Consider the following 13,867-nt stretch of genomic DNA (forward strand, 5'->3'; position numbering starts at 1 on the left):
CGCGGCCGCCGCCGAGACAGCCATCGACACCGCCGAAGGCACCGAAGCCAAGCCCCGGCGGACTCGGAAGACCGCGGCGACAGCTGCCGCCGACACGGCCGAGGGGGCGGAGGCCAAGCCTCGGCGCCGTACCCGTAAGGCCGTCGAGAGCGTCGATACCGCTGGTATCCCGGCCCAGGCCACGCAGGAGCCGGAGGCCGCGCCGCGGCGTCGGACCCGTAAGGCCGCGGCCGCCACGGCCGCCACGGAGCCCGTGGAGAGCTGATCTCCTGTCCGACGGCCCGGTCCCACCCTGCGTGGGGCCGGGCCGTCGGCGTTCCTGGGGGCCTGCGCGGGGTCGCTCGCCCCCGCCGCCCCTACCCGTCCCGTCCCAGGGGCTCCGCCCCTTCGACCCCGCCGGGGGCTCTGCCCCTGGACCCCCGCCCCTCAAACGCCGGAGGGGCTGAAGCCAAGGGGCTGGAGCCAGGGGGCTGAGATGCGGTCCCGGCCCGACCGGTCCACTCCACCGGCCGCTACCCTCTCTCCGTGAGCAGCCAAGTCTCCTTCACCCCGCCGCCCAGTGCCCGTTCGTATCCTCTGCGGACCGCGCGTGGCGAGTTCGCCGTCGTGGATTCGCCCGTCCCGCCCGGTGTCGAGGCGAAGGGAGTCGCCCTGCTGGTTCCCGGGTTCACCGGGAGCAAGGAGGACTTCACACTGATGCACGAACCGCTCGCGGCGCGCGGGTACCGAACCGTCGCCGTGGACGGGCGGGGACAGTACGAGTCCGACGGGCCAGAGGACGATGAATCGGCGTACGCGCAATCGGAGTTGGCGCGGGACGTGCTCGCACAGGCCGAGGCCCTGGACGCTCCCGTGCACCTGCTCGGCCACTCGCTCGGCGGGCATGTCTCGCGCGCTGCCGTTCTCCTCGACCACTCCCCCTTCGTCTCGCTCACCCTCATGTCGTCGGGCCCGGCCCGCATCTCCGACTCCCAGCAGCAGCGCGTGAAGCTGCTGTGGGACGCCCTCGCGGTGATGAACATGGCTCAGGTGTGGGAGGCCATTCAGGCCATGGGCCCGCCGGAGGAGGTCGGCGGGCCCGCCAGCGGCATCGGCGACCCGGCCCTGCTCCGCCGCCGCTGGCTGGGCAACAAACCGGCACAACTCCTCGCCACCGGCCGCCAGTTGTGTTCCGAGCCGGATCGTGTGGCCGAACTCGCCGCCGTCCCGCTCCCGTTCCACGTGCTGTCCGGCGCCAGCGACGACACCTGGCCGGTGACGCTTCTCGACGACATGGCCGTACGGCTGAGGGCGCGCCGTACCGTCATCCCTGGTGCCGAGCACTCCCCCAACGCGGACCAGCCCCTCCCGACGTCCCACGCCCTCGCCGACTTCTGGGACAGCACGAGCCGGTAGCCGGTCCGGTAACCGGTGTGGAGGTCAGTACAGCGTCTGCAGGTGCTCCCAGAAGCCGTCGCGCAGCGCGCGCCGCAGGTCGGCCTGGCCACGGAGCGAGTACTGGAGAAGGACCTCCGCCTCCACCAGCAGGTCCTGGTCCACCGAACCCGGCAGGTACGGGTGTCCGGGCAGCAGTTCCACCAGGGACTCCCGGCCCCGCGCCGCCAGCCACTTCGCCGCGATCTGCGCGCCGACGAAGCGGACGTCCTCCCGTGTGGGCCTGCTCGTCGTCGCCTCGTATGCCGGTGCCGTCCGCCGTGCCACGTAGGGCTTGAAGAAGTCGAGGTCGAAGGTGCGCTGACTGTCGACCTCCCACAGCAATGGTTCCGCCTGGTTGCGGCCCTCCGGCGCCTCGATGCCCCAGAGGTGCACCCGCGCCCCGTACCCTTGCGCCGCCTCCACCGCCGACACCAGGTCCTCGTCGCCGCCCAGCAGAGCCGCGTCGCTGATCGCCCGGTGTCTGGCCAGTGACTCGAGGTCCGTCCGGATGAGCGAGTCGACGCCCTTCTGCTGGTTGTTGGCGTTGAGGTTGCCCAACCGGACCTTCACGTCCGGGAGTTCGGCGATGGACTGCTGCTCCGCGGTGTGGATGCGGCGTCTCGCGCCGTCGTACCAGTAGACCCGCAGCAGCCGGCTGTCCGCGAAGATCGTGCGGGCCCGGTCGATGAGCGCCTCGATGAGCCCTTCGGCGTCCAGGTCGAAGGCTCGGCGGTCCTCCGTGCCGGCGATGAGACGGCCCGCGGCCGCGTACAGATAGCCCGCGTCGACGAAGATCGCATGGGTCGAGGGCGTCTTCGCCACCTCGGCGAGCATGCGCTGGAGCAGCTCGTTCGTGCGGTCGATGCGGGCGATCAGCGCCGCGAGGTCGTCGTTCATCGCCTCCATTGTCCCGGCGGTCACGCTGCGAACACAACCGATCCCGATCGGTCTCGTGGAGTTGCCTTACCGGTCAGTAGTTAGACGTTCGAAAAATTTCCTTAGCGTAGGGAATGTTTGTAACACGCAGCTCGTTGAATACGTATGGAACACGGGCACCGATGCTCCGTGGGCCACCACCAGTAGTTCTCCTCAGGAGGATGACCAGACGAAGGGAGAAGCCAATGCGCTTCGAAATCATGCGACTCGACGATGTCGACGGCACGCCCGTGGACAGCACCGTCGTGGACGCCGCCTCCGTCAACCGTATCGTTCAGCAGGCTGCCTCGATCGGACAGCGGCTGTGGATCCGGCCGGCCGGGACCCCGGCCTCGTAACAACCAGGGTCCCAACACAGGTTTCAGAGCCCCCGTACGGCATCGACTCCGACGCCGTACGGGGGCTCTGCGCATGCCGGAAGAGGGCCCTCAGCTCCCTTGGATCACCTGCGTGACCCCATTGATGATCTGCTGCACGGCGATCGCGGAGAGCATCATGCCCGCGAGCCGTGTCACCAGGACCACGCCGCCGTCCTTGATGACCCGGATGATCAGCAGCGAGTACCGCATCACCAGCCACAGCACGGCATGGATGGCGAGGATCGCCGCCCATACCGACACCTGCGAGGCGACACTGTCGGCCTTCTGCACCGCGAGGATGACGGAGACGATCGCGCCGGGCCCGGCCAGCAGCGGCATACCCAGCGGCACGAGCGCGACGTTGACGTCCTTGGTCTGCTTCGGCTCGTCCGTCTTGCCGGTGAGCAGGTCCAGCGCGATCAGCAGGAGCAGCAGCCCGCCCGCGATCATCAGCGCGGGCACGGACACATGCAGGTAGTCGAGGATCTGGTGCCCGAGGAGTCCGAAGACGGCGATCACTGCGCCGGCCACGCAGACGGCCTGGAACGCCATACGCTTCTGGACCTTGCCGGGCCGGCCGGCGGTCAGCGCGAGGAAGATCGGGGTGATCCCGGGGGGATCCATGATGACGAAGAGGGTCAGGAACAGGGAGCCGAAGACGGCGACGTCGAACATGGGTGAGTACAAGCCTTGCAGGAGAGACACGGACGTGGACGCGCGGAGGTGCGGCTCAGGCCCCGCCGGTCCCCGGCACCGGGAACGCGCCGGTCGCGCGCCGGGTGATCTCCCCGTACACCTCGGGGTCCGTCGTGTACTCGCCGAGCGAGACCGCCTTCCGGCTGCCGTGGTAGTCGCTGGAACCGGTCGCCAGCAGCCCCAGTTCCCCGGCCAGGCCGCGCAGCCGCCCCCGCGTGTCCGGGTCGTGGTCCATGTGGTCGACCTCGATGCCGTCGAGCCCCGCCGCGGCCATCTCCGCGATCGCGGACTCCGGCACGGTCCGGCCCCGCTTGCTGGCGGCCGGGTGCGCGAACACGGCGACGCCGCCCGCGCCCTTGATCAGCCGGATCACCTCGAAGGGGTCGGTCTCGTGCTTCTCCACGAAGGCCCGGCCGCCGTTGGCCAGCCACTCCCGGGTGAACGCGTCGCTCACGGTCGGCACGACGCCGAGCTCGACGAGCGCGGTCGCGACATGCGGGCGGCCGACCGAGCCGTCCCCCGCGATCCGCGCCACCTGTTCCCAGGTGACGGGCACACCGAGCTCCTGGAGCCTGGCGACCATCCCCCGCGCCCGCGGCACCCGGTCGTCCCGCACCAGCTCGCGCTCGGCGAGCAGCGCCGGCTCCTCGGGGTCGAAGAGGTAGGCCAGCATGTGCATGCTGACGCCGTCGATACGGCAGGACAGCTCGGCACCGGTGACCAGCGTGAGCCCCGCAGGGAGCGCGGCGATCGCCTCGGCGTACCCGCGGGTGGTGTCGTGGTCGGTGAGGGCCACCACGTCCAGACCGGCCGCGGCGGCGTTGCGGACCAGCTCGGCCGGGGTGTCCGTGCCGTCGGAGGCCGTGGAGTGGCAGTGCAGATCTATGCGCACGACGCGGCTCCAGGCGGTGACGGGACGGAAGGGGACGCTCCAGCATAACGGGAATCCCGAGCCCCCTGTCACACCCGCAGCGGCCCAGCGCCCCCTACAGGCTCCCAGAGGGCATCAGACGCTCTCTCAGGGTTCGAGCAGCCGGGGCGACAAGGCGCCGCACGGCACGAGTTCCACCTCGGCCCCGGCGTCCCGCAGGTCGGTCAGCACCAGCTCGTCGTACATCAGCAGCCCCGACTGTTCGGGCCAGACGACCGCCCACAGCCACATCCCGAGCGCCTCGCCCGCGAAGACGGCACGGTCGCCCGGAGTCCCGGTGACGTGCCAGAGCGGAGTCGGACGGCCGGCGGCGAGGAGCTTGGCCTGGGCCGGCTTCTCGACGTTCATGTACGGCCCCGGGTCCGGGCCGTCGATGCCCGCGTACCGGGCGCCGAGGCCGACGCCGAGCTCCTCGGCCACCAGGATCAGTTCCCCCATGCCACCGAGCGGACCGGGTCCGGAACAGGCCACCGCCGTGGCACGGCCGCCGCTGCGGTCGTCGCCCGCGCAGGCCACGCCCGTGAACAGCCAGCCGACGGGCAGCGGCCACGGCATCCACACCGGCACCTGCGTGCGGTGCACGACGACGTCGAGAGCCTCGACGCTGGGCGGGATCACGGGCTGCACCGGATGCACGGTCCCGTGGACATCGCACTGCCAGGTGTCGGCGAAGAGTCCGGGAGCCCTGACCCGGCCACCACACTTCGGGCAACTGGGTTCGCCCCTCATAGGGCCCCACGGTCCTACCCCTGCTGCCCCACGTCAAGGACGATCACCCGTCCGGACCGAAGCGAGTCAACTAAGTGCAGGTTGCATTAATCAGCTGGGCCGAGTTGTCGCATGCCGGCGCGGCGGCATCCGACCGCGGTGCGGGCGGGCGCCGGCGCGGCGTCGGCTCCGACCGTGCCGGGTGCCGCCGGCCGCCGGCGTACTCGTCCTCGTTCCACGGCACCACGGGTGTCACCGTCTTTGCCAACTGACGCTTCCCAGGCACGGGTTGGTGAGCTTGCTCACTCCCCCGTCAGTCCAGCGGGACGGACCGGCGGGACGGATCCCTGAGGTCCGTCCCGTTCGCGAGCCAGCGCTCCTGGAGCGCCGGGGCACCGTGCACCCGCTTCCAGGCGGCCTCGTTCGGGGTCATGGGCAGCAGCGGCAGGAACCGTACGGGGTCGAGTGGCTCGTCGAGTTCCAGGTCCTCGACCAGGCCGCCCGGCTCGGCGACCAGCACCGAGGTGAACGAGGCGCCGGGCCACAGGGGTTCACCGACGTCGAGGGAGGCTCCGGGAGCCACGACCACACCCTCGACCTGGGGGGAAGCGGCCAGCACGGCGAGCGGGCGGAGCACCTTGTCGGTCTCCGCGAGGCCGGCCCGGACGGACAGGATCAGCTCGGCGCGGGGCCCTTTGACCGGGTCGGCGAGCACCGCGGTGGGGTCGCTCATCGGCTGCGCGGACATGCCGAGCGTGGCGTAGCGGACGAAGGCTCCCTCCTGGCCGGTGTCCTGGAAGCGCAGCACCTCGATGCGGTCCGTACCGAGGAAGGTGACCGCGGCGCGGGCGTCCGGCTCGCCCAGCGCGGTGCGCAGACGGGCCTCGACCAGAGGAAGAACATCAGCCATGCGGCGAGCATAGAACTCGTCAGTACCGGGCAAAGCAGCGCCTTGACACTTCTGTCGGCTGATACTCTTGCCCGGTGGTTCGGGGCAGCACGCAGAAGCGTCGCGATCGAGTCCCGACGCCGATGAGACTCCCCTACGGGGGCTCCCCTTCACGGGGAATGGATCGTCCCTCACGAGGGACCGGCCGGAGGAGGTGGGGCTGCAATGGACCGAAGTCGACCGTGCAGTACCACCCGCTCTTCCGGCCGCTGATGTAGCTGCTACGGCTCTGGTCTGGCTGCCACCTCTCGCGTTCGCGTCACAGCGGAAGAGCACTTCGTTTCGTTATTGCCTGATCTGTCTGATCTGTCTGTCTGCATCAGTACCTGTATCAGTAGCGAAGCTCGCCACCGCGACGGTGCGGTGCTCCCCGCTTTGTGGACGTGCCAAACATCCGCAGTCAGGACGTCCCCATTCCGGGTAGTTCCACCCGTTCGCCGGCGGCCTCTCGTTGCTCGCTCGCGAAGGAGCCAGCCATGTCGATGATCCGTGACCTGCGTGCCGTGGTCCGCCCGTCCCGCGTCTCCCTGCGCAAGGACAGCAGCGCGTACGACACCACCCGCGACCCCTCGACGCCGTCCGCCGTCGTCGACTGCGCCGTCTACCGCGACGGCGCCCGCGTCGCGACGCCGAAGCCGCTGACCCCGCACGAGGCGATGCGCCAAGTCCGCCGGGACGGCGGGTTCGTGTGGATCGGTCTGCACGAGCCGACCGAGGCCGAATTCTCCGGTATCGCCGGTGAGTTCGGGCTGCACCCGCTCGCCGTCGAGGACGCGGTCCAGGCCCACCAGCGGCCCAAGCTGGAGCGGTACGACGACTCCCTCTTCACCGTCTTCAAGACCATCCACTACGTCGAGCACGACCGGCTCACCGCCAACAGCGAGGTCGTCGAGACCGGCGAGGTCATGTGCTTCACCGGACGGGACTTCTTCATCACCGTCCGGCACGGCGGGCAGGGCTCGCTGCGGGCGCTGCGGCACCGGCTGCAGGACGACCCCGAACTGCTCGCGAAGGGCCCCTCGGCCGTGCTGCACGCGATCGCCGACCATGTCGTCGACGGCTACATCGCGGTCGCCGACGCCGTGCAGGACGACATCGACGACGTCGAGACGGAGGTCTTCTCGCCGGGGCGCAAGGGCGGGGTCTCGCGCGGTGTGGACTCGGCGCGGATCTACCAGCTCAAGCGCGAGGTCCTGGAGTTCAAGCGGGCGGTCTCGCCGCTGCTGCGGCCCATGCAGCTGCTGAGCGAGCGGCCGATGCGGCTGATCGACCCCGACATCCAGAAGTACTTCCGTGACGTCGCCGACCACCTGGCCCGGGTGCAGGAGCAGGTCATCGGCTTCGACGAACTGCTGAACTCGATCCTCCAGGCCAACCTCGCGCAGGCGTCCGTGGCCCAGAACGAGGACATGCGGAAGATCACCTCCTGGGCCGCGATCATCGCCGTACCGACGATGGTGTGCGGGGTGTACGGCATGAACTTCGACTACATGCCGGAGACACACTGGAGGTTCGGTTACCCGGTGATCATGATGGTCACCGGAGTCATCTGCCTGGGCATCCACCGCACTCTGAAGCGGAACGGCTGGCTGTGAAGCCGCCTGGATAGGCTGGGACCATGACAAGCGAGCTGCTCGACCAGGCCCTCGTCGAGGAGGCCACGAAGAAGTCCGGCCTCATCTGGGTCAGGGGTCCCGCGGGCCCGGCCCGGGCGCTGTGGCACGTGTGGCACGAGGGTGCCGCGTGCGTGGTCGGCGACGGGCCCGGTGAGCAGCCGCTGCCGGGGCTGGCCGACGGGGCCGGCGCCGAGGTGACCGTCCGCAGCAAGGACAAGGGCGGCAGGCTGGTGTCGTGGGCGGCGAAGGCCGTGGAGCTGACGCCGGGTTCGCCGGAGTGGGCGGCGGCCGTCGCGGAGCTCAAGGGCAAGCGCCTGAACGCCCCCGACGGCGAGGCCATGACGGAGCGCTGGGAGCGCGAGTGCCGGGTGCTCCGCCTGGAGCCGACAGGAGTGCGGGCGCCGTTGCCCGCCGACAGCCTGGCCGAAGCGCCGCTGCCGTCGCCCGCCACGACACGAGAGCCGATGCCGGCGGGTCTGCCGCGGCTGCTCGTGAAGAAGCGGCGGAAGTAGAAGAACAGCCGGAAGGACAGAGAAACAGGCGGAGGACGAGAACAGGCGGAAGGACCGGAGTCAGGACGTCGGCAGCTGCTTGCCGTAGTCCACCGTTTCGTTCTTCGCCGGTTCCCGCACGGCGAAGTCCTTCCCCCAGTCCGAGAAGCTGAGCGTCCCCGCGCGGCCGGCCCGCACCAGACGCAGCGGATACGGCGTGCCCTCCAGGGAGACGTCCAGCGTGCCTCCGGAGCCCTGGTCGCCGGCGATGCGGATGGTGCGGACGCCCGCCTGCTCGTGGCGGCCGTCCGTCGCCAGCTCGCCGTGCAGCGTCAGCAGACCGTCGAGGAGGACGTCCTTGTCCGTGAAACCGCTGAACTTCTTGTACGACGGGTCGCCTTGCGGCACCTTCACGAACTTGCCGTCGAGCTTGTCGGCGGCCGCCGGTTCCGCGTCGTCGCCCGCCTGGCTCCAGAAGCTCGCGTCCGCCTTCAGGTACAGCTGCTCACCGAACCGCAGCAGCCGGAAGGCCATCCCCTTCGAGGTGACCGAACCGCTGGCGCCGTCGGCCTTGAGGCGCATGTCGAGTCTGTAGGTGCGCCCGCTGGTGACCACGGTTCCGGAGAGACGTACCGCGTCGGCGGACTCGGCGGCCGTACGGGTCCTGGACTGGATCTGGGCGGCCGGGAGTTTGCCGACCCCGTTCGTGCCGGCGTCCGGGTCGTCGCTGCATCCCGTCAGCCCGGTTCCCGTCACGGCCAGGGCGCACACCGCGCCCGCCAGAGCGGCCCTGCGGGTACGGCGCCGGGGAATCGCAGTCACAGGTGGGGCTGCCTTTCTGAGAGAGTCCGGGAGCGGCGTACGGCAGCGTACCGGGGCTGTGGCGGCCGGGCGGAGCCAGTGCGTCCGGAGCGACCACCAGGGCGTATCCGAACAGGACGGGCTAGCCTGAAGCCCATCCGAGCGGGCAATTCGGAAAAGAACCACACTGCGTAACGCAGCTCGAACCCTGTACGAAAAGGAGGCGCGGCCATGGCAGCGGGCGCCCCCCGGATCTTCGTCTCGCACCTCGCCGGCGTCGCCGTCTTCGATCCGAACGGCGACCAGGTGGGCCGCGTGCGCGATCTGGTCGTCATGCTGCGGGTCGGGCGGCGGCCTCCCCGGGTGCTCGGCCTGGTGGTCGAACTCTCCACCCGGCGCCGCATCTTCCTTCCCATGACCCGGGTGACGAGCATCGAGTCCGGCCAGGTCATCACCACCGGCGTGCTCAATGTCCGGCGCTTCGAGCAGCGGCCCACCGAGCGGCTCGTCTTCGGCGAACTGCTCGACCGGCGCGTCACGCTCGTCGAGACCGGCGAGAAGATCACCGTCCTCGACGCGTCGGTGCAGCAACTGCCTGCCCGCCGGGACTGGGAGATCGACCGGGTGTTCGTACGGAAGGGTGGCAAGAGCGGCGCGTTCCGGCGCAAGGGCGAGACGCTCACCGTCGAGTGGTCCGCCGTCACCGGGTTCTCCCTGGAGGAACACGGGCAGGGCGCCGAGAGCCTGCTTGCCACCTTCGAGCAGCTGCGCCCAGCCGACCTCGCGAACGTCCTGCACCACCTCTCCGCCAAGCGGCGCGCCGAGGTCGCCGCCGCCCTGGACGACGACCGTCTCGCCGACGTGCTGGAGGAGTTGCCGGAGGACGACCAGATCGAGATCCTCGGCAAGCTGAAGGAGGAACGCGCCGCCGACGTGCTGGAGGCGATGGACCCGGACGATGCCGCAGACCTGCTCGCGGAGCTGCCGGAGGAGGACAAGGAACGTCTGCTGACGCTGATGCAGCCGGACGAGGCAGCCGACGTGCGCCGGCTCATGGCCTACGAGGAGAAGACCGCCGGCGGGCTCATGACCACCGAGCCGATCGTGCTGCGGCCGGACGCCACCGTCGCCGACGCGCTCGCCCGCGTACGCAACCGCGACCTGTCCCCCGCCCTCGCCGCCCAGGTCTACGTCTGCCGCCCGCCCGACGAGACCCCGACCGGCAAGTACCTCGGCACGGTCCACTTCCAGCGGCTGCTGCGCGACCCGCCGTACACCCTGGTCAGCGCGATGATCGACGACGATCTACAGACGCTGCGGCCGGACGCGGCGCTGCCGGTCGTCGCCGGGTTGTTCGCGACGTACGACATGGTCGCCGTGCCCGTCGTGGACGAGGCCGGGTCGCTGCTCGGCGCGGTGACCGTGGACGACGTGCTGGACCACATGCTGCCGGAGGACTGGCGGGAGACGGAGTTCCACCTCGACGAGGGTGAGGAGGTGGTTCCCCATGCCCCATGAGCGGTCTCATGAGCGCGAGACGGTCCGCGAGCGGACGCCGGCGGGCGCCACCGCCACCACCCGGCACCGCCCCCGGCTCGACCAGCCGCGGCCGCCGCGCCGCCGGCTGCTGCCCGAGTGGGACCCGGAGGCCTTCGGGCGGCTGTCGGAGCGGGTCGCCCGCTTCATCGGCACCGGGCGGTTCCTTGTCTGGATGACGGTCGTCATCATCCTGTGGGTGGTGTGGAACGTCTTCGCGCCGCGCGACCTGCGCTTCGACAACTACCCGTTCATCTTCCTGACGCTGATGCTGTCCCTGCAGGCCTCCTACGCGGCCCCGCTGATCCTGCTCGCGCAGAACCGGCAGGACGACCGCGACCGGGTCAATCTGGAGCAGGACCGCAAGCAGAACGAGCGGTCGATCGCGGACACCGAGTACCTGACACGCGAGATCGCCGCCCTGCGCATCGGCCTCGGCGAGGTGGCGACCCGCGACTACATCCGCTCCGAGCTGCAGGACCTGATGAAGGAACTGGAGGACAGGCACGACGGCCACCACAAGCGCGTCGTATTCCCGGCAGAACGGCCGCACGGACGTGACGTAGACGACCGCTGACAGGCTTCCCGGGGCCCCCGTGCGGCGCCGTACCATCGTCCTATGGCTACGGAAGACGCGGTGCGCGAAGCACTGGCGACGGTGAACGACCCCGAGATCCAGCGACCCATCACCGAGCTGGGGATGGTCAAATCGGTGGAGATCGGTGCGGACGGAGCGGTCGCGGTCGCCGTGTACCTGACGGTCTCCGGCTGCCCGATGCGCGACACGATCACGCAGCGCGTGACGGAGGCGGTCGCGCGGGTCGAGGGCGTCACCCGCGTCGACGTCGAGCTGGACGTGATGAGTGACACGCAGCGCAAGGAGCTGGCGACCGCACTGCGCGGCGGCCAGGCCGAGCGCGAGGTCCCGTTCGCCAAGCCGGGCTCGCTGACCCGCGTGTACGCGGTCGCCTCCGGCAAGGGCGGCGTCGGCAAGTCGTCGGTGACGGTGAACCTGGCGGCGGCGATGGCGGCCGACGGTCTGAAGGTGGGTGTCGTCGACGCCGACATCTACGGCCACTCGGTGCCGCGCATGCTCGGTGCCGAGGGCCGTCCCACCCAGGTCGAGAACATGATCATGCCGCCGTCCGCGAACGGCGTGAAGGTCATCTCGATCGGCATGTTCACCCCGGGCAACGCGCCGGTCGTGTGGCGCGGCCCGATGCTCCACCGGGCGCTGCAGCAGTTCCTGGCGGACGTGTTCTGGGGCGACCTGGACGTGCTCCTGCTCGACCTCCCGCCGGGCACCGGCGACATCGCCATCTCCGTGGCCCAGCTGGTCCCGAACGCCGAGATCCTGGTCGTCACCACCCCGCAGCAGGCGGCGGCAGAGGTCGCGGAGCGGGCCGGCTCCATCGCCGTGCAGACCCACCAGAAGATCGTGGGCGTGGTCGAGAACATGTCCGGCCTGCCCTGCCCGCACTGCGACGAGATGGTCGACGTCTTCGGCACGGGCGGCGGCCAGCGGGTCGCCGACGGCCTCAGCAGGACCACGGGCACGAACGTCCCGGTGCTCGGCAGCATCCCCATCGACGTCCGCCTGCGCGAGGGCGGCGACGAGGGCAAGCCGGTCGTCCTGACGGACCCGGACTCCCCGGCGGGGTCCGCGCTGCGGGCGATCGCGGGGAAGCTCGGCGGCCGGCAGCGCGGCCTGTCCGGACTGTCGCTCGGGATCACGCCGAAGAACAAGTTCTAGGCGGTACGCACGGAAAGAACCCCCGGGGCAGGGTCGTCCCAGGGGTTCTCTGTGTGTCGGGTCCCGTGGGTCTTCCGGGTGTCGGTCCCGGAGGCTTCGAGGTGGCCGGTTTCCGGGGGTTCTCCGTGTGTCAGGTCGTGTGCTGGTTCACCGGATTCGCCGGGCGGTCCGTCACGGGCACGGGGCCGGTCGGCCCGCCCCGGCGACAGCACCGGCCCCCGTCACGCGTATGCCGAGATGTCCTTGATCATGGCGAAGCCGAGACCGTACGCGCTCATCCCTCTGCCGTACGCCCCCACGTGCACCCCTTCCTGCGTCGACCCGGCCAGCACCCAGCCGAACTCGGACTCGCGGTAGTGGAAGGGCGTCGGCACGCCGTCGACCGGCAGGGACAGCGTGGACCAGGCCGGACCGGCGAGATCGTCGGCGAGGGCCCAGGCTGTCTCGGTCTGCTGCTCCAGCCAGTCGTCGCGCAGCGAGTGGTCCATCTGGCCGGGCCAGGTGAAGGACAGCAGCCCCACCCCCGCGAGCCAGGCCGCGGACGACACCGACGTGGCCTCCAGAACGCCGGTGCCGTCCGCGCTGTGGCGCATGGGGTTGGCCGCGACGGTGACCACGACGGCGTACTTCTCCCGCTCCTCCGTCGTCTCGTTGCGCACGGAGGGCTCGTCGCCGTGCCCGATCGAACCGTGCTCGACGGCTCCGTCGGCCGACGTACCGACCTGCATCAGCCAGCGCGGCCCCGTGAAGGCCTCGTCGAGGCCGTACCACGGGAAGGGGGCCAGCAGGTAGCCGTCGACCGTGCGCCGGGCTGAGGGCACCTGCTGTGCGCCCTCCGCGGCCGGCGCCTGCGCGACCGCCTGACTCGTCGTCTCCATGTGCCGGGACGCCTCCTCGCTCTCGTCGGACCGGAGGGCCCGCCCCCCTTCGGGCGGCGTCGCTCGTTTGCGTACGGTCCGCACAACAACTCGGCAGCATAGCCACCCCGCACCGGGCAGCCGGGAAACCGACCGCCACGTAGGTCGCTCAGAGGGGTGGGTTCAGGCCGTGGGAGGCTCCGTCCGGAGCATGAAACGCGTCACCTCAGGCGGGCGGCGACGCGGCTCAGGTGGCGTCCGCGTCGAACGGCGGGCGGTCGTCGGGGATCTCGGGCTTCTTCGTCATGTCGAGGCCGCCGCCGGAGGAACCGGAGGAGGACGACGACACCGCCGAAGAGGCCGAGGACAGGTCGGTGTCGCGGCCGTGGACCGCGTCCGTGACCTCGGCCATCTCCTTCTTCAGGTCGAAGCCGTTGCGGATCTCCTTGAGCCCCAGCTCGTCGGTGTCCAACTGCTTGCGGATGAACGTCTTGGGGTTGAGGTCCTCGAACTCGAAGTCCTTGAACTCCGGGCCGAGTTCCTGCCGGATGTCCTGCTTGGCGCTCTCCGAGAACTCGCGGATCTTGCGGACCGTCCGCATCACGTCCTGGATGACCTTCGGGAGCTTGTCCGGACCGAAGACGAGCACGGCGAGGACAACGAGCGTGATCAGCTCGAGCGGTCCTATGTCATTGAACACCTGAAGCTCCTTGCGATGTCCTCGGTCCTCGGCCCTCGGTGGTCTGTGCGGTCTTCCGTGGTCCGGGCCGCATCCACGGTACCCGGCGATCCCGTACGACCGGTACTGTCCGGCTCCG

At 70.3% G+C, this 13,867-nt stretch carries 15 protein-coding genes and 1 pseudogene; 8 read left to right on the forward strand and 8 right to left on the reverse strand.

From position 1 onward, the window contains the following. A pseudogene (locus tag ACZ562_RS25040) lies at positions 1–265 on the forward strand (DEAD/DEAH box helicase); the annotation flags it as partial. A 260-nt stretch (positions 266–525) separates the two neighbouring features. Beyond that, a complete protein-coding gene (locus ACZ562_RS25045) occupies positions 526–1,395 on the forward strand; it encodes an alpha/beta fold hydrolase (protein WP_471183123.1) in 870 nt (289 codons plus the stop codon). A 24-nt stretch (positions 1,396–1,419) separates the two neighbouring features. Here the strand turns inward: ACZ562_RS25045 and ACZ562_RS25050 are convergent, their stop codons facing one another. After that, on the reverse strand, positions 1,420–2,313 hold the full coding sequence (locus tag ACZ562_RS25050) for an NYN domain-containing protein (RefSeq protein WP_471183126.1): 894 nt from the start codon (positions 2,311–2,313) through the stop codon (positions 1,420–1,422). A gap of 224 nt (positions 2,314–2,537) precedes the next feature. Between ACZ562_RS25050 and ACZ562_RS25055 the strand changes: the two genes are divergently transcribed. After that, the gene (locus ACZ562_RS25055) at positions 2,538–2,690 is read left to right on the forward strand and encodes a hypothetical protein (RefSeq protein WP_471183129.1); all 153 of its coding nucleotides are present in this window, start codon (positions 2,538–2,540) and stop codon (positions 2,688–2,690) included. 90 nt (positions 2,691–2,780) lie between these two features. On the opposite strand, the gene ACZ562_RS25060 is transcribed toward ACZ562_RS25055, so the two are convergent. From ACZ562_RS25060 to ACZ562_RS25075, 4 genes are all read right to left on the reverse strand, one after another. Continuing rightward, positions 2,781–3,386: a MarC family protein gene (locus ACZ562_RS25060; RefSeq protein WP_471183380.1), complete on the reverse strand. Its 606-nt coding sequence runs from the start codon at positions 3,384–3,386 to the stop codon at positions 2,781–2,783. Positions 3,387–3,441: 55 nt separating this feature from the next. Continuing rightward, a complete protein-coding gene (locus tag ACZ562_RS25065) occupies positions 3,442–4,299 on the reverse strand; it encodes a PHP domain-containing protein (RefSeq protein ID WP_471183132.1) in 858 nt (285 codons plus the stop codon). A 126-nt stretch (positions 4,300–4,425) separates the two neighbouring features. Then, positions 4,426–5,067, reverse strand: coding sequence for a DUF6758 family protein (locus ACZ562_RS25070; protein WP_471183134.1), 642 nt, complete (start codon positions 5,065–5,067; stop codon positions 4,426–4,428). A 292-nt stretch (positions 5,068–5,359) separates the two neighbouring features. Beyond that, the gene (locus ACZ562_RS25075; RefSeq protein ID WP_471183137.1) at positions 5,360–5,956 is read right to left on the reverse strand and encodes a suppressor of fused domain protein; all 597 of its coding nucleotides are present in this window, start codon (positions 5,954–5,956) and stop codon (positions 5,360–5,362) included. A 515-nt stretch (positions 5,957–6,471) separates the two neighbouring features. On the opposite strand from ACZ562_RS25075, the gene ACZ562_RS25080 reads away from it, so the two are divergent. Together ACZ562_RS25080 and ACZ562_RS25085 are read left to right on the forward strand one after the other, a co-directional pair. Further along, positions 6,472–7,590, forward strand: a complete 1,119-nt coding sequence (locus ACZ562_RS25080) for a magnesium and cobalt transport protein CorA (protein ID WP_471183139.1) — start codon at positions 6,472–6,474, stop codon at positions 7,588–7,590. A gap of 23 nt (positions 7,591–7,613) precedes the next feature. Then, positions 7,614–8,123: a hypothetical protein gene (locus tag ACZ562_RS25085; RefSeq protein WP_471183141.1), complete on the forward strand. Its 510-nt coding sequence runs from the start codon at positions 7,614–7,616 to the stop codon at positions 8,121–8,123. A 60-nt stretch (positions 8,124–8,183) separates the two neighbouring features. Here the strand turns inward: ACZ562_RS25085 and ACZ562_RS25090 are convergent, their stop codons facing one another. Next, entirely contained in the window at positions 8,184–8,924 is a 741-nt protein-coding gene (locus ACZ562_RS25090; protein ID WP_471183143.1) for a hypothetical protein, read from the reverse strand. 210 nt (positions 8,925–9,134) lie between these two features. Between ACZ562_RS25090 and ACZ562_RS25095 the strand changes: the two genes are divergently transcribed. From ACZ562_RS25095 to ACZ562_RS25105, 3 genes are read left to right on the forward strand one after another with little or no spacing between them, the layout of a single operon-like run. Continuing rightward, entirely contained in the window at positions 9,135–10,421 is a 1,287-nt protein-coding gene (locus ACZ562_RS25095) for a magnesium transporter MgtE N-terminal domain-containing protein (protein ID WP_471183146.1), read from the forward strand. Beyond that, complete coding sequence (locus ACZ562_RS25100) at positions 10,411–11,016, forward strand: DUF1003 domain-containing protein (protein WP_471183149.1); 606 nt, start codon at positions 10,411–10,413, stop codon at positions 11,014–11,016. Before ACZ562_RS25095 ends, ACZ562_RS25100 begins: the two co-directional genes overlap by 11 nt. A gap of 42 nt (positions 11,017–11,058) precedes the next feature. Beyond that, positions 11,059–12,192: an Mrp/NBP35 family ATP-binding protein gene (locus tag ACZ562_RS25105; RefSeq protein WP_471183152.1), complete on the forward strand. Its 1,134-nt coding sequence runs from the start codon at positions 11,059–11,061 to the stop codon at positions 12,190–12,192. Positions 12,193–12,413: 221 nt separating this feature from the next. On the opposite strand, the gene ACZ562_RS25110 is transcribed toward ACZ562_RS25105, so the two are convergent. Together ACZ562_RS25110 and ACZ562_RS25115 are read right to left on the reverse strand one after the other, a co-directional pair. After that, positions 12,414–13,070 (reverse strand): hypothetical protein, encoded by a 657-nt coding sequence (locus ACZ562_RS25110; RefSeq protein ID WP_471183154.1) that lies wholly within the window; start codon positions 13,068–13,070, stop codon positions 12,414–12,416. A gap of 226 nt (positions 13,071–13,296) precedes the next feature. Beyond that, complete coding sequence (locus tag ACZ562_RS25115) at positions 13,297–13,749, reverse strand: sec-independent translocase (protein ID WP_471183156.1); 453 nt, start codon at positions 13,747–13,749, stop codon at positions 13,297–13,299. Positions 13,750–13,867: the final 118 nt, after the last annotated feature.

This window comes from Streptomyces sp. NPDC040410, assembly GCF_055595715.1.